The sequence below is a fragment of the Exiguobacterium sp. s161 genome (genome assembly GCF_018619045.1).
Taxonomy (GTDB): Bacteria; Bacillota; Bacilli; order Exiguobacteriales; family Exiguobacteriaceae; genus Exiguobacterium_A; species Exiguobacterium_A indicum.
Window position 1 is genome coordinate 741,615 of the sequence record NZ_JACSNH010000001.1, and the last position, 23,566, is coordinate 765,180.

Annotated in this window: 23 protein-coding genes and 2 other annotated features; of the genes, 19 read left to right on the top strand and 4 right to left on the bottom strand. The window is 47.2% G+C overall.

What is annotated here, in order from left to right; all coding sequences use genetic code 11:
• Positions 1-5: 5 nt before the first annotated feature.
• Positions 6-1,343: a replication-associated recombination protein A gene (locus tag KNQ14_RS03545; RefSeq protein WP_047393656.1), complete on the bottom strand. Its 1,338-nt coding sequence runs from the start codon at positions 1,341-1,343 to the stop codon at positions 6-8.
• A gap of 60 nt (positions 1,344-1,403) precedes the next feature.
• On the opposite strand from KNQ14_RS03545, the gene cymR reads away from it, so the two are divergent.
• The 4 genes from cymR to KNQ14_RS03565 are packed head-to-tail and all read left to right on the top strand — an operon-like array spanning position 1,404 to position 4,769.
• Positions 1,404-1,811 (top strand): cysteine metabolism transcriptional regulator CymR, encoded by a 408-nt coding sequence (gene cymR, locus KNQ14_RS03550; RefSeq protein ID WP_029342236.1) that lies wholly within the window; start codon positions 1,404-1,406, stop codon positions 1,809-1,811.
• A 13-nt stretch (positions 1,812-1,824) separates the two neighbouring features.
• Complete coding sequence (locus KNQ14_RS03555; RefSeq protein ID WP_214859645.1) at positions 1,825-2,952, top strand: cysteine desulfurase family protein; 1,128 nt, start codon at positions 1,825-1,827, stop codon at positions 2,950-2,952.
• Between the two features lie 16 nt (positions 2,953-2,968).
• On the top strand, positions 2,969-4,090 hold the full coding sequence (mnmA, locus tag KNQ14_RS03560; RefSeq protein WP_214859647.1) for a tRNA 2-thiouridine(34) synthase MnmA: 1,122 nt from the start codon (positions 2,969-2,971) through the stop codon (positions 4,088-4,090).
• 13 nt (positions 4,091-4,103) lie between these two features.
• Entirely contained in the window at positions 4,104-4,769 is a 666-nt protein-coding gene (locus tag KNQ14_RS03565; protein ID WP_064299569.1) for a tetratricopeptide repeat protein, read from the top strand.
• 44 nt (positions 4,770-4,813) lie between these two features.
• Here KNQ14_RS03565 and KNQ14_RS03570 read toward each other — a convergent pair whose 3' ends face one another.
• Positions 4,814-5,362, bottom strand: a complete 549-nt coding sequence (locus tag KNQ14_RS03570) for a VOC family protein (RefSeq protein WP_214859649.1) — start codon at positions 5,360-5,362, stop codon at positions 4,814-4,816.
• 116 nt (positions 5,363-5,478) lie between these two features.
• On the opposite strand from KNQ14_RS03570, the gene recD2 reads away from it, so the two are divergent.
• The 15 genes from recD2 (at position 5,479) to KNQ14_RS03645 (ending at position 21,637) form a co-directional block, all read left to right on the top strand.
• Complete coding sequence (gene recD2, locus KNQ14_RS03575; RefSeq protein ID WP_023468913.1) at positions 5,479-7,704, top strand: SF1B family DNA helicase RecD2; 2,226 nt, start codon at positions 5,479-5,481, stop codon at positions 7,702-7,704.
• A 42-nt stretch (positions 7,705-7,746) separates the two neighbouring features.
• Positions 7,747-7,957, top strand: a binding site (T-box leader).
• A gap of 57 nt (positions 7,958-8,014) precedes the next feature.
• Positions 8,015-10,657: an alanine--tRNA ligase gene (gene alaS, locus KNQ14_RS03580; RefSeq protein ID WP_214859651.1), complete on the top strand. Its 2,643-nt coding sequence runs from the start codon at positions 8,015-8,017 to the stop codon at positions 10,655-10,657.
• Between the two features lie 34 nt (positions 10,658-10,691).
• Positions 10,692-10,961 carry an IreB family regulatory phosphoprotein gene (locus tag KNQ14_RS03585; protein WP_029342229.1) on the top strand — a complete coding sequence of 90 codons (270 nt, stop codon included), beginning with the start codon at positions 10,692-10,694 and terminating at the stop codon, positions 10,959-10,961.
• The gene (gene ruvX, locus KNQ14_RS03590) at positions 10,958-11,380 is read left to right on the top strand and encodes a Holliday junction resolvase RuvX (protein ID WP_023468910.1); all 423 of its coding nucleotides are present in this window, start codon (positions 10,958-10,960) and stop codon (positions 11,378-11,380) included. Before KNQ14_RS03585 ends, ruvX begins: the two co-directional genes overlap by 4 nt.
• Before the next feature lie 14 nt (positions 11,381-11,394).
• Positions 11,395-11,682 carry a DUF1292 domain-containing protein gene (locus KNQ14_RS03595; protein WP_023468909.1) on the top strand — a complete coding sequence of 96 codons (288 nt, stop codon included), beginning with the start codon at positions 11,395-11,397 and terminating at the stop codon, positions 11,680-11,682.
• Complete coding sequence (locus KNQ14_RS03600) at positions 11,669-11,962, top strand: DUF1292 domain-containing protein (protein WP_023468908.1); 294 nt, start codon at positions 11,669-11,671, stop codon at positions 11,960-11,962. Before KNQ14_RS03595 ends, KNQ14_RS03600 begins: the two co-directional genes overlap by 14 nt.
• Positions 11,963-12,040: 78 nt before the next feature.
• The gene (gene mltG / locus KNQ14_RS03605; RefSeq protein ID WP_149427657.1) at positions 12,041-13,189 is read left to right on the top strand and encodes an endolytic transglycosylase MltG; all 1,149 of its coding nucleotides are present in this window, start codon (positions 12,041-12,043) and stop codon (positions 13,187-13,189) included.
• A gap of 71 nt (positions 13,190-13,260) precedes the next feature.
• Complete coding sequence (locus KNQ14_RS03610; protein ID WP_023468906.1) at positions 13,261-13,899, top strand: O-methyltransferase; 639 nt, start codon at positions 13,261-13,263, stop codon at positions 13,897-13,899.
• Positions 13,900-13,915: 16 nt separating this feature from the next.
• The gene (udk, locus tag KNQ14_RS03615; RefSeq protein WP_023468905.1) at positions 13,916-14,563 is read left to right on the top strand and encodes a uridine kinase; all 648 of its coding nucleotides are present in this window, start codon (positions 13,916-13,918) and stop codon (positions 14,561-14,563) included.
• Between the two features lie 56 nt (positions 14,564-14,619).
• A complete protein-coding gene (gene greA / locus KNQ14_RS03620) occupies positions 14,620-15,093 on the top strand; it encodes a transcription elongation factor GreA (protein WP_029342224.1) in 474 nt (157 codons plus the stop codon).
• 52 nt (positions 15,094-15,145) lie between these two features.
• A complete protein-coding gene (gene mtnN / locus KNQ14_RS03625) occupies positions 15,146-15,844 on the top strand; it encodes a 5'-methylthioadenosine/S-adenosylhomocysteine nucleosidase (protein WP_023468903.1) in 699 nt (232 codons plus the stop codon).
• Positions 15,845-15,951: 107 nt separating this feature from the next.
• Positions 15,952-16,896: a beta-ketoacyl-ACP synthase III gene (locus tag KNQ14_RS03630; protein WP_050677578.1), complete on the top strand. Its 945-nt coding sequence runs from the start codon at positions 15,952-15,954 to the stop codon at positions 16,894-16,896.
• A gap of 1 nt (position 16,897) precedes the next feature.
• Complete coding sequence (fabF, locus tag KNQ14_RS03635; RefSeq protein ID WP_214859660.1) at positions 16,898-18,136, top strand: beta-ketoacyl-ACP synthase II; 1,239 nt, start codon at positions 16,898-16,900, stop codon at positions 18,134-18,136.
• A 97-nt stretch (positions 18,137-18,233) separates the two neighbouring features.
• Complete coding sequence (locus KNQ14_RS03640) at positions 18,234-19,790, top strand: peptide ABC transporter substrate-binding protein (protein ID WP_214859662.1); 1,557 nt, start codon at positions 18,234-18,236, stop codon at positions 19,788-19,790.
• A 203-nt stretch (positions 19,791-19,993) separates the two neighbouring features.
• Positions 19,994-21,637, top strand: a complete 1,644-nt coding sequence (locus tag KNQ14_RS03645; RefSeq protein ID WP_214859664.1) for a peptide ABC transporter substrate-binding protein — start codon at positions 19,994-19,996, stop codon at positions 21,635-21,637.
• Positions 21,638-21,734: 97 nt separating this feature from the next.
• Here KNQ14_RS03645 and trpS read toward each other — a convergent pair whose 3' ends face one another.
• Both trpS and KNQ14_RS03655 read right to left on the bottom strand, forming a co-directional pair.
• Entirely contained in the window at positions 21,735-22,736 is a 1,002-nt protein-coding gene (gene trpS / locus KNQ14_RS03650) for a tryptophan--tRNA ligase (protein WP_149427655.1), read from the bottom strand.
• A gap of 51 nt (positions 22,737-22,787) precedes the next feature.
• Positions 22,788-22,993, bottom strand: a binding site (T-box leader).
• A 56-nt stretch (positions 22,994-23,049) separates the two neighbouring features.
• Positions 23,050-23,430: a DUF3899 domain-containing protein gene (locus KNQ14_RS03655; RefSeq protein WP_029342197.1), complete on the bottom strand. Its 381-nt coding sequence runs from the start codon at positions 23,428-23,430 to the stop codon at positions 23,050-23,052.
• Between the last annotated feature and the right edge of the window lie 136 nt (positions 23,431-23,566).

Here is a 23,566-nt window from a genome sequence, read left to right on the forward strand (position 1 = left end):
CGACCTTATGGTCGCTTTTTCTGATGTGTGGCTGTTTGTTTGTTCCAAAAATCAAGTCGAGCTTGCAGTTGTTTCTCAAAACCGCGTGGGCTTGGACGATAAAAGACCGGTTTTGTCCGGGCAAGGTTCTCGGGCCAGTAATTCTGTGGCACATAGGCATGTTCGAAGTCATGCGGATACTGATAGGTGACGCCATTCCCAAGTGCCGCTGCCCCTGGATGATGGGCATCGCGCAAGTGCGGCGGTACCGGACCGCCGTCTGAACGGCGAACGAGTGTCAATGCTTGATCGATTGCTGAGATGACAGCATTCGATTTCGGCGCAGTCGCGAGATATAAGACGGTTTCAGCGAGCGGAATCCTTGCTTCAGGGAAACCGACGTACTCGCACGCGCGTGCGCAGGCATCGACCATCAATAACGCTTGCGGATCAGACAGACCGATGTCTTCTGCCGCATGGACGTAGAGACGCCGTACGATGAAGCGCGGACTTTCGCCCGCTTCAATCATGACAGCTAGCCAGTAGAGCGCAGCGTCGGGATCGGAACCCCGAATCGATTTGATGAAGGCGGAGATGACATCATAATGCCGATCGCCGTCCTTATCGTACTTCAATGCTTTTTGTTGAATCGATTCCTCGGCGACAGCGAGATCGATCGTGATCTGACCATCGATTTCCGGTGTCGTTAAGACGGCGAGTTCAAGCGCATTCAATAATGCCCGGTAATCGCCATCCGACAACTTGACGTAATGATCGATCGCGTCATCCGTGATCGTGATCGGATATTTGCCAAGACCACGCTCTTCGTCTTTTAGGGTCCGGTCGAGGACAATCCGTAAGTCATCTGCCGTCGGGGGTTCGAAACGAAAAACCGTTGCCCGCGATAAGAGAGCGGCGTTGACCTCAAAACTCGGATTTTCAGTCGTCGCCCCGATCAACGTGATCGTACCTGCTTCGAGCGCTGGCAGTAAGGCGTCTTGTTGCATCTTATTGAATCGATGGATCTCATCGAGAAAGAGAATCGTTTTTTGATCCTCGAACTGAAGACGGGCTTCGGCCGCTTTTAGAATTTCCCGTAATTGTTCCAGTTTCGCTGTGACCGCGTTCAATTGCTCGAACGCTGATTTCGTATAACTAGAGATGACACGCGCGAGCGTCGTCTTACCGGTTCCGGGTGGACCGTAAAAAATGACGGTTCCGAGACGATCGGCTAAGATGGCACGCCGCAGGAGCGTCGTCTCTCCAATCAGATGGCGTTGTCCGACGATTTCATCCAGATTCTGCGGACGCATTCGATTCGCGAGCGGTCCGGCAGGTGACTGGGATTCAAATAAATGTGCCATACACATACGCTCCTTCCACTTTTAGCTACTACTATACTAGAAAGGATGATCCTTCGCATGATGAAAATCTCGACGAAAGGGCGATATGGTCTGACGATCATGATCGCACTCGCGAAAGAAGCTGAATCTAAACCATTATCCCTAAAAAAAATCGCGCAGATGTATGACTTATCTGAGCATTATCTTGAACAGTTGATTGCACCCCTTCGTAATGGAGGTCTCGTCAAAAGTGTCCGTGGTGCTTACGGCGGGTATAAGCTCGGTCGTGAAGCGCAAAACATCACAGCGGGTGAAATCATCCGTCTGCTTGAAGGACCACTCGTGGTCGTCGAAGGCGATGCGTGTGACGAGGTCACGAAACGAAAACTGTGGGATAAAATCCAGCAAGCAGTCGATCAAGTACTCGATTCAACGACGCTACAAGACTTAGCGGAAGAAGAAGATACAGGATACATGTTCTATATTTGAGAGGTGAAAACGAATGAATTACTTTGACCATTCGGCGACGACGCCGATGCGTCCGGAAGTCCTTGAGGCGATGACGCCTTATTTGCTCGAACAGTATGGCAACCCATCGAGTGTCCACGCGGCTGGTCGATCTGCTCGTGCAGCAATTGACAAAGCACGCCGGCAGATCGCACAAGAATTGAATGCGAAACCAACCGAACTGATTTTTACGAGTGGTGGAACGGAATCGGATAATTATGCGATTTTCGGTGCGGCTGAGGCGGCGCGTGAAAAAGGGCGTCATCTCATTACGACACGGTTTGAGCACCATGCTGTATTACATGCGTTCGAAGAGCTCGAAAAACAAGGCTATGACGTCACGTATCTCGATGTTCCAGATACAGGTGTCGTCTCAATGGCTGCTTTGCAAGAAGCGGTACGGGAAGATACGACACTCGTCTCGATCATGTTCGGCAACAATGAAGTTGGAACGATTCAACCGATTGAGGCATTCGGTCAATTTTTACGAGAACGCGGTATTTTGTTCCATACGGACGCGGTGCAAGTGTTCGGAAAACGAGCAATCGATGTCGAAGCGTTACAGGTCGATCTCTTATCCGCGTCTGGTCATAAAATCAATGGTCCAAAAGGAATCGGATTGTTGTATGTGCGGACTGGTGTGAAGTTAGCGCCTCAAACGTTCGGAGGAGAACAGGAACGCAAGCGTCGCGCTGGTACAGAGAACGTACCGGGAATCGTCGGTTTAGCGAAAGCGCTTGAACTGATGATCGCAGAGCGTGATCAACAACAGGACCACATCAAACAGCTGCGCAGCGTTTTGCTGACGCGATTGGATGAAAGTGGCGTCACTTACGAAGTTAACGGTGTTGAAGGATTACCGAATGTCCTCAATCTTTACTTCCCGCAGATTGAGATCGAACCGTTCTTGATCATGCTTGATATGCGCCAGATGGCCGTATCGAGCGGGAGTGCATGTACGGCAGGATCCGTCGAACCTTCGCATGTCTTATCGGCGATGTATGGCGAAGATGAACGGACACGAGCATCGGTCCGAATCAGTTTTGGTCACGGAAATGAGCTCGCGCAAGTCGAACTACTCGCACAAGCCTTGCAAGATGTCGTAAAATCGTTTCAGAATTAACTAAGAGGTGAAATAAATGAATACACGAGCGAAAGCCCCGAGTGAAACGACAGTCGTCGTTGGGATGTCGGGCGGTGTCGATTCTTCTGTGACTGCTCATTTATTAAAAGAGCAAGGCTATAACGTCATCGGAATCTTCATGAAAAACTGGGATGACACGGATGAGAACGGCTTTTGTACGGCGACGGAAGATTATGAAGACGTCATCGCGGTAGCCAATCAAATCGGCATTCCGTACTATGCGGTCAATTTCGAGAAAGAGTACTGGGATAAAGTCTTCACGTACTTCCTCGATGAATATAAACTCGGTCGGACACCGAATCCGGACGTCATGTGTAACAAGGAAATCAAGTTCAAAGCCTTCCTCGATCACGCGATGCGTCTTGGTGCCGATTTCGTCGCGACAGGGCACTATGCGCGTGCCGTCTATGAGGATGGAGAACATAAATTGCTTCGAGGCGTTGATGCAAACAAGGATCAAACATATTTCTTGAATCAATTGTCGCAAGAGCAAATCGCGAAGGCGATGTTCCCGATCGGGCACATGGAAAAATCAGAAGTGCGCCGGATCGCAGAAGAAGCGAACCTCGCAACGGCGAAGAAAAAAGACTCGACAGGCATTTGCTTCATTGGCGAGCGGAACTTCAAACAGTTCCTCGGTCAATATCTGCCGGCGCAACCCGGTGAGATGCGGACACTTGACGGCAACGTCATGGGACGTCACGATGGATTGATGTACTATACGATGGGGCAACGTCATGGACTCGGTATCGGTGGCGACGGAGAGCCTTGGTTCGTCGTCGGGAAAAATTTAGAGGAGAACATCCTCTATGTCGATCAAGGATTCCATAACGAATTGTTGTATTCGGAAGGATTACTTGCTTCAGATGTCAGCTGGACATCTGAGCGTCCGGTCGGTGAGACATTCCGTTGTACGGCGAAATTCCGTTACCGTCAACAAGATACAGCCGTCACGGTTCGTGTCCTCGAAGATGGACTCGATGTTTTATTTGACGAGCGTCAACGAGCAATCACACCAGGACAAGCAGTCGTATTCTATGATGGGGACATCTGCCTCGGTGGTGCGACGATCGATGCAGCCTATAAAGCAGGCGAACGCCTCGCGTATCTAGCGTAAGGAGCAAAAGAAGATGAACTATAATGAAGTAGGATTCCGGCATCTAGAAGCTGGAAATTATGAATTAGCAGCGCAAGCGTTTAACGACGCGATCGAAGAAAATCCAAAAGATCCGACAGCGTACGTCAATCTTGGAACATTACTCCAATCGATGAACGATGCTGATCGTGCCCTTCGTTTTTATGACCGGGCACTGATGATCGATAATACGTTTGCGAGTGCCTATTATGCAAAAGGGGCGCTGTTCTTTGCTGCCGACAAACTCGTCGAAGCAGAGGAATCATTGCGGGCAGCGTTATTATATGGACTTGACGACGCGGATCTCCATTTCATGCTGGGGATGACGTATCAAAAACTTGGTGATCCAGTACGTGGCTTACCTCGTCTACAACGCGCGTCAGAATTAAACGGTGTCGATATCGAGATCGCATTCCAATACGGACTTGCCTTAGCGCAAAACGAGAAGTTGGAAGAAGCGGTCGAGATGTTCGAGCACGTCTTGATGCTTGACGAAACGCATACGGATGCACGATACAATTATGCGATTGCCCTTGCTTTCCTTGGTCAACAGGAAGCCTGTTATGCAGAACTCGAAGCCGTTCTTGCCTACCAGCCGGAACACGCCCTTGCGCGGGACGCGAAAGCGAAGATGGATGCGTTATTAAAACAAGCAGACTGATATAAAAAAGACGATTCCGCCTGGAGTCGTCTTTTTTATGCTATTTAATTCCCAACTTCACGGATGACACGAAGTGGTGGACCGGAAAAGTCTTCATAGGCTTCATCCATGTTTTTCGTGTACAGTTCGATGACGTTATTTTCCGTATCCTTGAAATAAGCAGAATGCTCTTTTTGATTCGAGGTCTCCTGTTCGTCCCATTCTCTGAGCTTCACGGTGATCGATGCTTCCCGCAATTGATTCAAGGCTTGCTGGAACTCGTCCTTCTCAACGTAGAAAGCACAGTGGACATGGACACCACCTTCATCGTACAACGTGTCCCATTCGGACACTGGTAAGTGTTTGACGGTCCGTTCTTCCATCGTAAAGTCCCGTTTCAGCCACAGACCGAGTCGAGTGTTACCGCCAATGTAGAGCCACGTTGCCCAAACCCCGTCTTGCTTAGATTGTTCTTTGCTCGGTTCAGCGTCCTCAGGAGCCCATTGCTCGACGATCGGAATACCAAGTGTCCCATTCCAAAAGCCGACCGCACGATCCATATCCTCGACTTCAAGTACTAATTCACACAATCCTGCAATCGGTAAACGTGCCATCCTTAAACTCCTCCTCTTAACGAAATGTTTCAGGGTATCTTTCCCTGATTTAAAATCCGGTAAACGAATGCTATGATGAAAGCAGCGAATGAAAAAGAGAGAAAGAAGGTGGAGTGATGGAGCACCCCCATCAAGTCGTCGGGCGCGTCAAACGTGTGCTCTTTTCTTCTGAAGAAGAAGCACACTCCATTGTATTGGTCGCCGTCAAAGAAAAGAACTTTGAACTGAAAGAAACTGAGCTCGTCATCACGGGTACTGGGGTTGGGATCGAACTCGGAGGAACGTATCAAGCATTCGGTCGTCTCGTCGATCATCCCCGATTCGGAAAACAACTGAAGGCGGAGCTGATTCGGCGATCGGTTCCGATGACAAAACATGCGACGATCCGCTTCTTGACGAATGGTTCGTTCACCGGCATTGGTCCGAAGACAGCGAAAAATATCGTCGATGCTCTCGGAGAAGAAGCAGTGGATCTCATTTTGAAAGATGAACGGGTACTGAATCAGGTGCCTGGGTTAAAACAAAAACAAGCTGACATCATCTTGAGTCGACTCGCTACGTTATACGGTGTCGATCAGTTGATGCTGTTCTTAGCACCGTTTGATGTTACACCGAAGCTAGCGGCAAAGATTTATGCTGCTTACGAAGGGGACGCCATGGCGCGAATACGAGAGAATCCATATTCCTTGATGTATGAAGTGAATGGGATCGGTTTTAAGACAGCCGATCATATCGCATCACACCTCGGACTCGTCGGATTACACCCGGAGCGCGTCGCTGCTTCGATCATGCACATATTAGAACAAGAAGCAGGAGAGGGACATGCCTTTGCGACAGTCGACTCGCTATTGCAACGGGCGCCCCGGTTGCTTGGTGAAGACCCAGGGGAACGGCTGGAACAAGCGATTGAACTGTTGCTCGCTGAAGATAAGGTCAAGCTCGAAGAAGGCTGTCTGTATTTACCGACGATCTTTTATGCCGAAGTTCGGGCGGCGAAGGAACTGGCGCGGGTCATGGCGAACGGTGCCGAACAGGAAGTCGATGTCGCGACGATCCTTGAAGCAATCGGGCACCTCGAAGAACAGTTTGGCATGGAATATGCGGCGCAACAGCGGGAAGCGATCGAGTTGGCGGTCAAAGCACCGTTAATGGTTCTGACAGGTGGACCCGGTACCGGTAAGACGACCGTCATCAAGGGAATTTTACATGCCCTGCAAGAAATTCATGATTGGCCGCTTGAGAAAAGTCGCGTCAAGACGGGGGATGTCTATCCGTACGTTCTTGTCGCACCGACCGGACGCGCCGCTAAACGTCTATCGGAAGCAACGGACGTCCCAGCGATGACGATTCATCGTCTATTGAAGTATGACGGAACGAACTTTCAGCTAAATGAAGATCAGCCGATCACGGGGAAAGTACTGATCATCGATGAGTCGTCGATGATTGATATCTACTTGTTATCGAGTCTGCTCCGTGCTGTGCCGAACGGCATGAAAATCTTGTTCGTCGGTGACCGCGATCAGTTACCATCCGTCGGTCCTGGGCAGGTGCTGGCAGATTTGATGGATACGGAAGGGATTCCCGTCGTTCGTTTGAACGTCGTCCATCGCCAAGCGGAAGATTCTTCGATTTTACGGCTCGCGCACGATTTGAAGAACCGGACGACGTCAGCTGATTTGTTATCACCACTTGCGGATCGTCGCTTTTACACCGCGTCTCCGCAAGAGACGTTACGCGGTATCTCAGCCTTCGCGGAAAAAGCACTTGCAAAAGGGTATTCGAAATTCGATGTTCAGGTTTTGGCACCGACTTACCGTGGTCAGGTCGGAATCGACGAACTGAATGTCGCCTTGCAACGTGTCTACAATCCGGAAGAACCAAAGAAACGCGAAGTCAAACAAGGCACGCGGATTTACCGGACCGGGGACAAGATTCTTCAGCTCGTCAATAATGCGGAAGAGAACGTCTATAACGGAGATATCGGCGAAATCGTCAATATTTTCTTCGCCAAAGAAAACGTCGACAAGGTGGATAAGATCATCGCCCGCTTCGACCAGACGGAAGTCGAGTACAACCGAAGTGACTGGGATCAATTCACGCATGCCTACGCGATTACGATTCACAAGGCACAAGGATCAGAGTTTCCGATCGTCTTGATGCCGGTCTATTTCACAGGGGCATTCAAGCATTCCCGAAACTTGATTTATACGGCGGTCACTCGTGCGAAGTCGAGTTTATTATTGTTCGGCGACCCACGAGCGTTTCATAAAGCGTCGCAAGAAGAGGAGCCTCGGCGCCGAACACGATTGATTGAACGACTCGGTGGTGTGACAAAGACTTGACGGATGCTGTGCGATAGGTAATAATCACGATAGATGAATGGACGTAACACGTTGATGGAAGATAAGTAAAAGGAAAACTCGAGTCCAGAGAGAAGTGAGTCTGCTGCAATCACTTTCTCGAGTCCCTTTGAAGCTCCTTCCGGAGTCGGGTGTAAACACCTGCGGGTCATCCCCGTTATCAGATGTTCGAGGTAAGCAATGGATTGCTTACGAACGAGGGTGGTACCACGGAAGCGATGCTTTCGTCCCTTTTCAGGGATGAAGACATCGCTTTTTTGCGTCCAAATAAAACCAATGGGGGTAACTGTTCATGAAAGCTCTAAAACCATTAACGGGTGCACAAATCCGTCAGATGTATCTTGATTTCTTCCAAAGCAAAGGGCATGCGATCGAACCGAGTGCTTCACTCGTACCGGTCGAGGATCCATCGCTCTTGTGGATCAACTCAGGGGTTGCGACACTCAAGAAGTATTTCGATGGTCGTGTCATTCCTGATAATCCACGTATCGTTAACGCACAAAAATCAATCCGGACGAACGATATCGAAAACGTCGGGAAAACAGCACGTCACCATACGTTTTTCGAGATGCTCGGAAACTTCTCTGTCGGTGATTACTTCCGTGAAGATGCGATCAAATGGGGCTGGGAACTCTTGACGAGTGATGACTGGTACGGTCTTGACCCAGAACGTCTCTCGGTCACGATTCACCCGGAAGATGACGCAGCGCGTCAAATCTGGCTTGAACTCGGCGTACCCGCTGAGCGGATCATTCCACTTGAAGATAACTTCTGGGAAATCGGTGAAGGTCCATCTGGTCCGAACACGGAAATCTTCTTCGATCGTGGACCTGCTTTTGGAGACGATCCGAACGATTCAGAACTTTATCCAGGCGGCGAAAACGAACGCTATCTCGAGATTTGGAATATCGTTTTCAGTCAGTATAACCACGATGGACACGGCAACTACACGGAACTTCCGCGTAAAAACATCGATACAGGGATGGGACTCGAACGGATGGCGTGTGTCATGCAGGACGTGCCGACGAACTTCGATACGGATCTGTTCATGCCGATCATTCATAAGACAGAAGAAATCAGCGGTAAAATCTACCGTGACGATTCAAAACTGGATGTAGCATTCAAGGTTATCGCAGACCACATCCGTACCGTATCATTCGCGATCGGTGATGGTGCGCTTCCTTCGAATGAAGGTCGTGGATATGTCCTTCGTCGTTTACTACGCCGTGCGGTTCGTTATGCGAAGATGCTTGGAATCGAGCGTCCGTTCATGTATGAACTCGTCGATACGGTCGGAAACGTCATGGTCGACTTCTACCCACAAGTGCCAGAAAAAGCGGACTTCATCAAACGCGTCATCAAAAACGAAGAAGAACGTTTCCATGAGACACTGCATGACGGTCTTGCAATCTTGAACACGGTCGCTCAGACGTCTAAGGCAAACGGTGAGCATGTCATCAGTGGTGAAGATGCGTTCCGTCTGTATGACACGTATGGTTTCCCACTCGAATTGACAGTCGAGTATGCGGAAGATCATCAGATGTCTGTTGATGAAGAAGGCTTCAAACTAGCGATGGATGCACAACGTCAGCGGGCACGTGCAGCGCGTGAAGAGAGTGGTTCGATGCAACAGCAATCGGAAGTCCTCTCGACGCTAAAAGATAAAAGTACGTTCGTCGGCTATACCGACCTTAAGGCGGATGCGAAAATCATCGCTTTAGTGCATGATGGAGAACGAGTCACAGAAGTCGCTGCTGGTGAAGAAGCACAAGTTATTCTCGACATCACACCGTTCTACGCTGAAAGTGGTGGTGAAGTCGCGGATACAGGAACAATCGAAGGCAAAGACTTCGTTCTTGATGTCAAAGATGTTCAAAAAGCGCCGAACGGTCAAAACTTGCATACGGTCATCATTCGTACAGGGATCGCAACGGAAGCTGCAGACGTCGTTGCAACAGTCGAAGCAGCAGAGCGTAAAGCCGTCACGAAAAACCATACGGCAACACACTTGCTTCATAAAGCATTGAAAGATACGCTCGGAACACACGTCAACCAAGCGGGATCACTCGTTTCTCCAGATCGACTTCGTTTCGACTTCTCACACTTCGGTGCAGTGACACAAGAAGAGTTGACGAAGATTGAACAAGACGTCAACCAAGCAATCTGGGCATCACTACCGGTTGATATCGAAGAGATGAACATCGCTGATGCAAAAGCAAAAGGCGCAATGGCATTGTTCGGTGAGAAATACGGTGAAACGGTCCGTGTCGTCTCAGCAGGCACATACTCGATCGAGTTGTGTGGCGGTATCCACGTCGGGAACACAGCAGAAATCGGCTTGTTCAAGATCGTTTCAGAGTCTGGGATCGGTGCAGGTACACGCCGAATCGAAGCGGTAACGGGTGCAGGCGCATATCGTGTCATGAATCAACACTTGGAAACACTCGAACAAGCAGCAGCTGTCTTGAAGACGAAGACGACAGAAGTTCCTGTTCGCATCGAAGCACTGCAACAACAGCTCCGTGAGACGGAACGGGCAAACGAATCGTTGCAAGCAAAACTCGCGAACATCGAAGCTGCTTCGCTCAAGGACGATGTTGAGGAAATCAACGGTGTGCGTGTGCTTGCGAAACGTGTCGACGTCTCAGATATGGATGCTCTTCGCGGTATGATGGACGAGTTGAAGAGCTCGCTCGGATCAGCAATCATTGTTCTCGGAAGTGCGCAGGGTGAGAAAGTCAATCTCGTCGCAAGCGTCTCAAAAGATTTAATCGACCAAGGCTATCATGCTGGTAAATTGATCAAGGAAGTCGCAACACGCTGCGGTGGTGGCGGTGGCGGTCGCCCTGACATGGCTCAAGCTGGCGGAAAAGATGCGTCGAAATTAGAAGAAGCACTCGCGTACGCTTCACAATACGTGCAATCACTGGCATAATAGAAACGTAGTGTATATGAAAGAGGTGATGAACGTGAGTCAGATGGATCAAACGATGAAATTCAACTTTCCGGAAGACGATAACAAAGCAGCGACACGTGATGTGTTGTTGACGGTCTATCATGCTTTAGAAGAAAAAGGATATCATCCGATCAACCAAATCGTCGGCTATCTCCTTTCAGGAGATCCTGCTTACATTCCTCGTCATAATGACGCACGTAATTTAATTCGTAAGATTGAACGCGACGAATTGCTCGAAGAACTCGTGAAATCTTATTTGGCGGAGAGTGGAAATTCAAAATGAAACGTGCAATGGGACTAGATGTCGGTTCGAAGACGATCGGGGTAGCGGTCAGTGACTTGATGGGCTGGACGGCGCAAGGCGTTGAGACGGTCAAGTGGACGGAACCAGATTATCCAGAAGCCTTCAAACGGCTCGATGTCATCATGAAGACATACAATGTCGAAATCCTAGTCATTGGTCTTCCGAAAAACATGAACGGTTCCATCGGTCCCCGCGCAGAAGCAAGTGAAGCTTTTGCGAAGGAAATCGAACAGCATACCGGGCTTGAAGTCGTCTTCATGGATGAACGGTTGACGACGATGCAAGCAGAACGGATGCTGATCGATGCCGATGTCAGCCGTAAAAAGCGTAAACAAGTCATCGATAAGATGGCTGCCGTCATGATCCTGCAATCGTACTTGGATCGGACGAACCGATGAAGGGGGAGAAACCGATGGCTGAAGAAAAACGTCAGTATCTCTTTCCAGATGAAGAGGGCGGCGAACATCTTTTCGAAGAATGGTACCGTTACTCGAGTGAACGTACAGGAAAAACCTATCTGTTTCTTGAAATGATCGGTAACCCTGACGAAGGAGCAGATGATCTGATCATCTGTGAGATCGATGAATATGGAGAAGGCGAAGATGATTTCGAATTGAGCCTGATCGATGAAAATGATGAGCAAACTTGGGATGAACTCGAGCTTGCGTTAAAGGAGCGGATCACTGATGCAACAGAATGAACCAACACGTTACGTAATTCCGGACGGCGAAGGAAATGATTTCGAATTCGTAGAACGTCTGCGTTATGAAAGCCCACGTTCGAGCAAGACATACATCTTCCTCGAGCCAATCGGAGCAGACTATGACGAAGCAGAAGAAGTCGACATCTTCGTTTACGAACTCGACGAATACGGTGATGGAGATAACGACTTCAACCTCGTACCAATCGATGAAGACGATACAGCGACTTGGGATGAAATCGAAGAAGTCTTTAACACGCTCGAAGACCAGTTAGACTAACCCGACTCATGACAGGTGACGTCGTAAGAGACTTTCTCTTACGATGTCACCTTGTTTTAAGAGAAGAAGGAGGAACCGATGGAGAACGAATGGAAGCAAAATGCTGAAATCGAAAAAAGGCGACGCCGGACATCACGCCGGATTACGCTAATCATCCTTTCTGTATTGTTGACGATTTTTCTAGTTGCCAGTGCGGTCGTCTATGTCTTTTTGAAAAATGCGCTTGAACCAGTCGATGAAACAGCGACGAAATCCGTCAAAGTCGAAATTCCTTTAGGAGCAGGGACGAGTTCGATTGCTTCTTTACTAAAGGAAAAAGACTTGATCGCAAACGAGACGATTTTCCGTTACTACGTCCGTTACAAGAATGAATCGTCATTCCAGGCGGGTACGTATACACTGTCACAAGCCATGTCCCCGGATGAAATCATCAATGAATTAAAGACGGGAACGGTCATGAAGGCAGCGGATGTGAAAATCACGTTACCTGAAGGCATCACGATGGATCGTCAAATTGCTTTGATCGCGAAAGCAACGAACTTCAAGGAAGAGACGGTACGTAAAGAATTGACGGATGCGACATTCATCGACAGCATGATTGAAAAATATCCGATGTTGACGGATGAAGTGAAGAAGAATGGTGTCCTGTATGCACTTGAAGGGTACCTCTTCCCAGCAACGTATGAGTTTGATAAAGGAAAAAGCATTGATCAAATCGTCGAGACGATGCTCGATGAAACAGAAAAAGTCTACGATGAGAATGAGGATGCCATTCAAAAGTCTGGCATGACCTTCCATGAAGTACTCAGTCTCGGTTCCATGGTCGAGCGTGAAGCGGCGACAGCAGATGATCGTCGTGAAATCGCTGGTGTCTTCAAAAATCGATTGGATGACGGTATGAAGTTACAGTCGGATCCAACGGTTTGGTATGGCACAGGTGAAAATACGGCCTTAACGACGCTAAAGGATCTCGAGAACAATTCGAAGTACAATACGTACAAGTACGAAGGGATTCCGATTGGTCCGATTTCAACGGTCAGTAAGGATTCGGTACTTGCCGTGTTAAATCCGAATAAAACGAAATATGTCTATTTCTTCGCCCGTCCACCAAGTGATAAACATCCACGAGGACAGATTCTATACGAAGAGACATACGAAGAACATCAACGAAACGTCGTTAAGTATAAGCCGGAATGGGTGGAATACGAAGCGAGTAAAGAGCAATGAGCAACGGGTTGGGTTGAAGCGGGAAGTTCGCTTCAAGTCAACCTGTTTATGCGGAAGAGGGAGTGAATGGCGTGAATGATTTCACGACCTATGTCGAATCAATGATTCATCCTCGAGATGCTCTGTTAGAAGAAATGGAGCGTTATGCGGAAGAACATCATATACCAATCATCGAACTGACAGGTTCCGAAGTCTTGTTATCGCTCCTGCGGTTACAACAACCGAAGCGCATTCTAGAAGTTGGAACCGCAATCGGATATAGTGCGATTCGGATGGCCCGTGCGCTACCGGATGCGCGCATTACGACGATTGAGCGGAATGCAAAGCGGTATGAAGAAGCAAAAACCTTCATCGCCCGGTCAGATGTGGCGGACCGGATTGACATCATTTTTGGTGATGCAGTAGAATTAGCCGAAACGCTTGAAGACCAGTTCGATGCGGTCTTCATTGATGCAGCTAAAGGACAATATAAAAAATTCTTTGCAGGATATGGGCGACTCATTCCTGAGGGCGGCGTGCTCTATACGGATAATCTCTTCTTACACGGAGATGTCCTCGAGTCTGATCCGAAGACATTCGATCGAAGAAGACGTCGACTCGTGCGTCTCGTCAAGGAATTCACGGTCTGGATGATGGAACAAGAACAATACGATACGACGATTTTTCCGCTCGGTGACGGTGTATCCGTCAGTCGGAAAAAGTCGAAATGATGGAGGAACGAATGACATGCAAAAACCGGTAGTAATTGGCGTAGCGGGCGGAACGGGTTCAGGGAAGACGACGGTGGCACGTTCACTCGTCGATGCGTTCCCAAGTGAATCAATCGTCATGATTGAGCAGGACGCGTATTATAAAGATCAAAGTGATTTATCAATGGAGGAGCGGTATCAGACAAACTATGATCACCCGTTCGCTTTTGATAATGGTCTGTTGATCGAGCACATTCAGTCGCTCCGTGAAAACATTGCCGTTGAAAAACCGGTATATGATTATGTCGCCCACACACGGGCACAAGAAACGATTCGTCTCGAACCACGCGATGTCATCATCGTAGAAGGAATTTTAGCGCTTGAAGACGAACGGTTACGGGAACTAATGGATATCAAGGTGTTCGTCGATACGGATGCGGACGTTCGCATTCTGCGTCGGATGCAACGCGATATCAACGAACGTGGACGTTCAATCGACTCAGTCGTTGAGCAGTACACGAACGTCGTTCGTCCGATGCATCTGCAGTTCTGTGAACCAACAAAACGGTATGCGGACATCATCGTACCGGAAGGCGGCGAGAATCATGTCGCTATCGATTTACTCGTGACGAAGATTCGAGCGATTCTTGATTATCGTTCAGCACTCGATCAAAGAGGATATTGATTCCAAAAAAGATGTGAATATACTATACTAGTGGAATAAAAAGGAGCGTGACAAAAATGGCAGAAAAGCAATACTACATGACGCTTGAAGGTAAAGCAAACATTGAAAATGAATTGAATGAATTGAAGTCAGTCCGCCGGAAAGAAGTCGTCGAGAACATCAAGATTGCCCGTTCGTTCGGTGACCTTTCAGAGAACGCAGAGTACGATTCAGCAAAAGAAGAGCAAGCGATGGTCGAAGGCCGAATCGCTCAACTTGAAGAGATGCTTCGTAATGTTGCCATCATTTCAGAAGAAGAGAAAGATATCTCGGTTGTCGGTATCGGAACGACGGTCACTTTCTTAAGTGTTGAAGATAACGAAGAAGATACGTACACGATCGTCGGTAGTGCCGAAGCAGATCCGTTCACTGGTAAAATCTCGAACGAATCACCAATCGCGAAAAGTTTAATGGGGCACCAAGTCGGAGATCAAGTCTCTGTACCAGCACCAGGCGGCGAATACGCAGTAAAAATTACATCGATCAAATAAAGAACACAGGAGCCGGAGCAATCCGGCTTTCTGTTTGATGGAGGAATGAATTATGCCAATCGCAATCATCGGCGCAATGGAAGAGGAAGTCAACTTATTGCGTAATGAGTTATCAGAACGTAAAGATACAGTCATCGCAAACTATCATTTTTACGAAGGGCTTTTAAATAGCGTTCCTGTCGTCATCTTGAAGTCAGGAATCGGGAAAGTGAACGCTGCGATCGGGACGACATTATTGCTAGACCACTACAAACCAAGTGCTGTCATCAATACGGGCTCAGCAGGTGGATTCAAGGAAGGCTTAACGGTCGGGGATGTCGTCGTCTCAACAGAAGTACGTCACCACGACGTCGACGTGACGGCATTTGGATACGAATATGGTCAGGTACCTGGAATGCCAGCTGCCTATCAAGCAGATCCGAAGCTTGTTGCGACGGCAGAAGCCGTCATCGAGCGGATGGATGCGATTCGCGTCGTTCATGGATTGATTGCGACAGGCGATTCATTCATCCACGATTCAGAGCGCTCTGCTCAAATCAAGGCGCACTTCCCAGAAGTCGCAGCCGTCGAGATGGAAGCAGCACCAATCGCACAGGTCTGTCATCAGTTCGGTGTTCCGTTTGTCGTAACGCGTTCGATTTCAGATAGCGCCAATGAAGAAGCGTCACTCTCGTTTGATGAATTCCTCGAGATTGCGTCAATCAATTCCGCTAAAATGGTCATGGAAGTCGTACGGACGTTAGCAGAATGAGGTATGGGGGAAGGGCACGGGAGACCATGCTCTTCCTTTTTTCTTTGACAAAAGCATATTAACGCTTTATATTAGTACCAGATACTAATAACAAAAGGGGATGCCTTATGAAGATCGGGATTGTAGGATTAGGAACGTCTTTGCCGTCACGGCGCGTGACGAACGATGAATTAGCAACGACGCTCGATACGAGCGATGAATGGATTCGGACACGGACAGGAATCGGGGCACGACGGATTGCAGCCGATGATGTGGATGTCACTGACTTAGCGACAGAAGCTGCTCAGAAAGCGCTTGATGATGCTGGATTGACAGTAGAGGACATCGGGTTGATCGTCGTCGGAACGGCAACAGGACGGGCGTTTCCATCTACTGCCTGTATCGTTCAAGAGCGTCTTGGAGCACGAGGAGCGACTGCATTCGATATTAGTGCGGCATGTAGTGGTTTCATCTTTGCATTACAAACAGCTGCTAGCATGTTAGCAACAGTCGAAGGAAAACATGCGCTCGTCATCGGTGCTGAAAAAATGTCGAGTATCGTCGACTGGTCAGACCGGTCAACTGCCATCTTATTTGGAGACGGTGCAGGGGCAGTCGTCATCGGACCAACTGAGCAAGCGGGGCTTAATGCTTTTGAACTCGGGACAGACGGACGTGGCGCTCATCTGTTGTTTAAGGACATCGATGGACCAATCGAGATGAATGGTCGTGAAGTCTTTAAGTTCGCCGTTCGTAAATTACCGGAAATCGTTGAAAAAGTCATTCAAAAAGCGGATAGTACGCTCGAAGACATCGATATCTTGATTCCGCATCAAGCAAACCTGCGAATTATCGATGCAGCGTGCGAACGACTGCATATACCACAAGAGAAAGTCATCGTCACCATCGATGAGCATGCGAATACATCGGCTGCTTCGATCCCACTTGCACTCGAAGAAGCACGTCAACAAGGACGCCTGACACCTGGTACGAAGCTCGTACTTGCTGGATTCGGTGCCGGATTGACTTGGGGAGCAGCATACATTACTTGGACTAAAGGAGAGAACACATAAGATGATGAGAAAACGCGTTGTAGTCACAGGAATCGGAGCACTGACACCAATCGGAAACGATGCCAATACATTCTGGGAAGCATTAAAAGAAGGAACGAACGGGATTCGACCGATGGAGCGTCTCGATATCGATGAGTATCCGACGAAGGTCACTGGCGAATTGCAGAACTTCGACGTGACAGAATTCATCGAGGCAAAAGAAGCACGTAAGATGGACCGCTTCGTTCATTACTCACTCGTTGCAAGTATGGAAGCTGTAAAAGATGCTGAAATTGATATCAAGTCGATTGCTGAACGTGCAGGTGTCTGGATTGGATCAGGGATCGGTGGCGTGGAGACAATCGAGAAACAAGCGAAGATTTACTTCGAGCGTGGACACCGTCGTGTCAGCCCGTTCTTCATTCCGATGATGATTCCGAACATGGCAAGCGGTCAGGTATCGATCTATACCGGAGCCAAGGGGCCGAATAATTGTTCTGTCACAGCATGTGCTTCAGGAACGAATGCCATCGGGGAAGCACTTCGTGTCATCGAACGAGGCGATGCAGATGTCATGATCGCTGGTGGAGCGGAAGCGCCAATCACGAACTTAGCGTTTGCTGGTTTTTGTTCCAACAAAGCGATGTCAACGAATCACGATCCTGAGACAGCAAGCCGTCCGTTTGACGAAGGACGTGATGGATTCGTCATGGGAGAAGGGGCAGGCATCTTGATTCTTGAAGAGTACGAGCATGCGGTAGCACGTGGCGCAAAAATCTATGCTGAAGTCAGTGGGTATGGATTAACAGCTGACGCCTACCACATCACAGCTCCAGATCCAGATGGAGACGGTGGAGCGCGTGCGATGGCAATGGCAATCCAAGATGCAGGTATCGCACCAGAAGCAGTCGGATACATCAATGCACACGGAACGAGCACACCGATGAACGACATTCTTGAAACAAAAGCAATCCATAGTGTCTTCGGTGAACAGGCAAAACAACTTGTCGTCAACTCGACGAAATCGATGATTGGTCACTTACTTGGTGGCGCTGGTGGCGTCGAGGCGATTGCGACGATCAAATCGTTACAAGAACAAACCGTTCACCCAACGATTCATCTCAAACAGCCGAGTGAAGGCTGTGATCTTGATTACGTGACAGAAGGTGCACGGAGCGTTAAATTGAATTACGCCCTGAGCAATTCGCTTGGGTTCGGTGGACACAACGCATCACTCGTCTTCAAACGTTACGAAGCTTAAGCTTAAGCGATTCCCTTGGAAAAACGAGGGGGTCGCTTTTTTACTGATTTTCTGATTCAATAAAGAAATGCGTGTTTGACGCAGAAAGGAGTCGTTTATGACTAACATCACAAGAAAAACATCAATCATGATACTGATCCTATTTTTATTGATTGGTCTCAGTGGTACGCTCATATACCGTCTATCATCATCTCAAAAGACGAAAACAGATCAGGAGTCACAAGCAGTGAAGGTTGAATTAATTGAATCATCACTTCCGAAGACATCCGATATTGCGTTAGCGACGGATAGCCGTTCTCAGACGCTATTGGCACAACTTTATGAAGGATTATATGTTTTTACTTCTGGGACATCCGTCCGTAGAGGATTGGCTCAGGATATGTCAGTCTCAAAAGATCGTCTGACGTATACGATTCAACTCAAACAAACGAAAAATGCGCAGGGGCAGCCGATCACGGCACAAGACTTTGTCGATAGTTTCCGACGTGTCGCAGCTAATAAAACAAATTCTCCTTATGGTTTTTTATTTGAAGTGTTTGAAAATGGACGTGCCGTCAATGACGGAAAAATGAAGCCAGAGCGTTTAGGTGTAAAGGCGAAAGGACGCGATCAACTTGTCATCACGCTGAATCAGCCGGTTTCGAATCTAAAAGAATTACTCGCGATGTCCGTCTTTTATCCACAACCCGAATCCAAGAAGTGGCAAGACCTCACGGGTAATGGTGCGTTTACACTAGAACAGATGTCTAAAAACGGATATACGCTTAAGAAAAACAACCAGTATCATCAACAAAATGTTGTCACAGTCGAGGAAGTGAAAAGCCGCATCATCTCTGATCATCAGACGCAATGGAGTACGTATGAGAACAGTAAAGCAGCGATTCTTCCGTTACAAGAGAGTGTCGAGACACAAGAAGATCAAGTCTCTCGACCAACCTATCAAAAAAAGCGGAGCGGTGTCTTTTATATCGCATTTAATCAAAAAAATGAAGCCTTCCGCGAAAAGACACTCCGAAAACGAATTGCTTACGCCTTGATGGAAAAAGAGTCCGTTCAACTTCCTTTAGGATATGCAGGCATTCCGACGAATCGATTCGTCGTCACAGATACGAATGTATTAATGACAGAACCGGTACAAGTAAAAAAAGAAAATGGTAAACAACAGAAGAAACAACGAATCGAGATGCTGAACTTCGAGGACCCACAGGCGAAGCGGATTGGCCAACAACTTGAGACGTATCTTGAGAGACAGTTGCCTGATATTGATATCGTTCTTAAACCCGTTGGGATTGAAGAGAAGATCGATAAAGAACAGTCGGCTCAGTATGCGATGACGTTAACGGGATGGATGCCGGATTATCCAGGTCCACTTGCATATTTGAACCAGTTCGTCTCAGATAATCCGTTGAATTCCGTAAACTATCAATCCGACACGTACGATCAACTGATCGAAAAAGCACGGCAGGTACGAGATATGAAGAAAAAACAAGCATTGTATCATCAAGCTGAAAGGCAGTTGATCAATCAAGATGCCGTCATCGTTCCTTTGTATCAGACGACAGAGAAATTATATGTTTCTGATACGATTCAAGGAATCGAAGTACCGATTTATGGACCGGAATACCTACTTCGTGCAATGAAAATTCTAAAATAATTACTGAGCTGGGACCATTTTTTCATGAGGTCCCAGTCTTTTTTGAAAAAATATTTAGAAAAATCGGATAAAAGGTTTGCAAAATTATCAGAACATTGTAAACTATTTGTAACGAAGGGTTTGATTCGAATATAGTAATTCTTTTTTTTTCGGTCAAAAACCTGACAGTATCATTTTTAGAAACCTAGGGGGGTCATCGTAACATGAAGAAGAAAAGTTTTGCTTTAGCTACATCGGTAGCTCTCGTATCAAGTGCGTTCCTCGCAGCTTGTTCGACAACGGATTCAGGCGACAAATCGGGCGACACAGGTTCAGACAAAAAATCTAGTGATCAAACGCTTAACTTGATTGAAGGTTCGGATATCCCGACACTTAACCCGACGACTTCAACAGATGCAGTTTCATTCAACGTGTTGAACAACACGATGGAAGGTCTTTACCGTCTTGATGACAAACAGCAACCAACACCAGGTATCGCTGAAAGTCATGAAGTATCAGAAGACAAAAAGACATACACGTTCAAATTACGTGATGCGAAATGGTCCGACGGTACTCCAATCACAGCTAAAGACTTCGAATATGCATGGAAAGAAGTTCTTAATCCAGAGAACGCTTCACAGTATGCATATGTCTTCTATAACATCGAAGGTGCAGAAGAGTACAACACGAAAAAAGGCGAGCGTGATGCTGTCGGCGTCAAAGCAATCGACGACAAAACGTTCGAAGTTAAGTTAAAAGCACCTGCAGATTACTTCCTCGGACTCACTGGATTCGGACCTTTCATGCCGAAATCAGAAGAACTCTCGAAGAAAATCGGGAAAGACTTCGGTTCGACTGCAGACAAAGCGCTCTATAACGGACCATTCAAATTAACAGAGTGGACACGTGAGCAAGGCTGGAAAATGGTCAAAAACGATAACTACTGGGATAAAGATGCCGTTAAACTTAAAACGATCAACGTTAAGGTCGTTAAAGAAGTTGCAACTGGTGTTAACCTTTACGAAAAAGGTGACATCGATCGCACAGGTTTAACATCTGAGTTCGTTGCCCAGTTCAAAGATAATAAAGAATTCAAAACAAAAGGCGAATCAACAATCTTCTACCTCTACCTCAACACGAAGGTAAAAGCGCTTGATAACGAAAAAATCCGTCGCGCAATCGACATGGGTTACGATAAAAAAGGGATCACAGATGTCATCCTCGCAAACGGATCACTTCCAGCGAACTATCTCGTACCGAAAGATTTCGCGAAAGATGCTGACGGAAAAGACTTCCGTGATAAGTATCCAGCATTCAACGAATACAATGCAGACGAAGCGAAAAAACTCTGGGAAGAGGGACTTAAGGAAATCGGTCAAAAATCGGTTGATCTTGAACTCTTGAACTACGATAGCGACGATGCTAAGAAAATCGGTGAGTTCTTGAAAGGTGAACTTGAGAAAAACCTTCCAGGTATGAAGGTCACAATCAAACAACAACCATTCAAAAACAAACTTGATCTTGAAAACAAAGGGGACTTCCAGTTTTCATTCGCGGGCTGGGGACCTGACTACCAAGATCCAATGACGTTCCTCGATCTCTTCTTGACAGACGGACCATACAACCGTGGTAAGTGGTCAAATGAAGAGTTTGATAAACTCATCAAAGATGCTCAAACACAAACAGATGCAGCAAAACGCTGGTCTGAATTGCAAGAAGCTGAGAAAATCCTTCTCGACTCTGCAGCGATCTCACCTGTTTATCAGCGTGGACGTGCATTCCTCGTTAAACCATACGTCAAAGGTGTCGTCGAGCATAACTTCGGCGCAGACTTCTCGTACAAATGGGCTTCGATCGAAGGAAAATAAGCAAAATAAAAACTGCTTCCGATTTAATTCGGAAGCAGTTTTTTGTTTGAAAATATCAAAAAAGATCGGAGCATTCCGATCTCTTTTGGAAGAAGACTTATTTTTTTACCTTAGCACGTTTCCGTTGTAAACCCATTGCCTTCTCGATTTTCGCGATCTTTTTAGCAGCAACGGCTTCAGCACGGTCACGCCCAGCGTCAAGAATCTGATCGAGTTCTTCAGAATCAATCAATTCATAGTAGCGTTGTTGAATCGGTTCAAGTTCCGAAATGATAGCTTCCGCGACATCTGCTTTAAATGTTCCGTAGTTTGAACCTTCGTATTTGGTTTCGAGATCAGGAATCGAGATGCCAGCGAGTAAAGAGTAGATCTCAAGCAAATTCGATACACCTGGTTTATTTTCCCGATCGAATTTGACGATACCTTCCGAGTCCGTGACGGCTGACTTCACTTTTTTACGAATGACATCTGGTGCGTCAAGCATCGAGATGAAGCCCTTCGGATTCTGATCAGATTTTGACATCTTTTTGTCTGGCGTCGTCAGGCTCATGATTCGTGCTCCTGACTCAGCGATGATTGGTTCTGGTAATGTGAACGTCTCATAGTAACGACTATTAAAACGTTGAGCCAAGTCACGCGTTAACTCAATATGTTGTTTTTGATCATCACCGACTGGAACGAGTTCCGCATCATAGAGTAGGATATCAGCTGCCATGAGTGTTGGATAGACAAACAATCCTGCACCGATTCGGTCTTTTCCTTGTGATTTATCTTTATACTGTGTCATACGCTCGAGCTCACCCATCCCGGAGAGACACGTCAACATCCAGCCGAGTTGTGCATGCGCTTTGACTTCTGATTGAACAAAGATTGTTGATTTTTCTGGATTCAGACCACTTGCGATATAAAGTGCAGCAAGGGCGCGTGTATTGTTCATCAGTTCGACACGATCGATATCGACCGTGATCGAGTGCAAGTCAACGACACAATAATACGCATCATGACCATCCTGTAAATTCACGAAGTGTTTCATCGCACCTAAGTAATTTCCGAGTGTTACTGTTCCCGTTGGTTTGATACCTGAGAAAATCGTTTTCATAATGAAATCCCTCCAAATAATAAAATCAAAATAAAAAACGCCCCTTGAAAATCAAGGGACGATTCATCGCGTTGCCACCCAAGTTGCTATTCGCATAGCCGCTCAATTTGCTGTAATGGGCAAACCCATCTGACTCTACTTGATTCGAATCAGCCACTCGAAAGTCCATTCACGTAGGCATCACCTGTCCATTTCCAGCACCATGGACTCTCTGAAAGGGATGTACCTAAGTTACTACTCTTTGTCGTCGTGTTTTCTTGTTTAATTCACTTAAGTTTACCATACGATAGAAGGTACGTCACGGTGATTTCGATTAAAAGTAAGAGATGATCAGCGATACGATGATGAAGATAATACCACTAGAAACATAGGGTTTCGTTCGGGCAGAAGCCCGGTTTTGCTTTTTACGGAGGACTTCTTCCTCTTCGTCATCATCTTCGTAGTAATCGCCATCAATTTCTCGAAGCTTCGCTTCCCGTTGTTTTTTAAATCCGGCTGTCATGCCACGGAAGAAGCCGTTAGCCGACATGTTGGAAAAGAATCCGATTGCCATAAGCAAAAAGCCTCCAATGAATAATCCACCAGATAGATGGTACAAAATACCGTGCGTCGAATCGGTGATAGTCGCCCATATCGTATAAAGTAAGACTAGAATGACCGCAATGATGACCGGTCGGAAATAGGTCGATCGCATGAAAATCCCCCTTAAATGCATTGATAACCTTAGTATACGAAATTTTTAATCCTGTTACGAATCGGTAACAAACGAATGATGCAAAATAGCAAATAGTGTGACTATTTACTTGACGTTAATGCTATTCTCACATAAA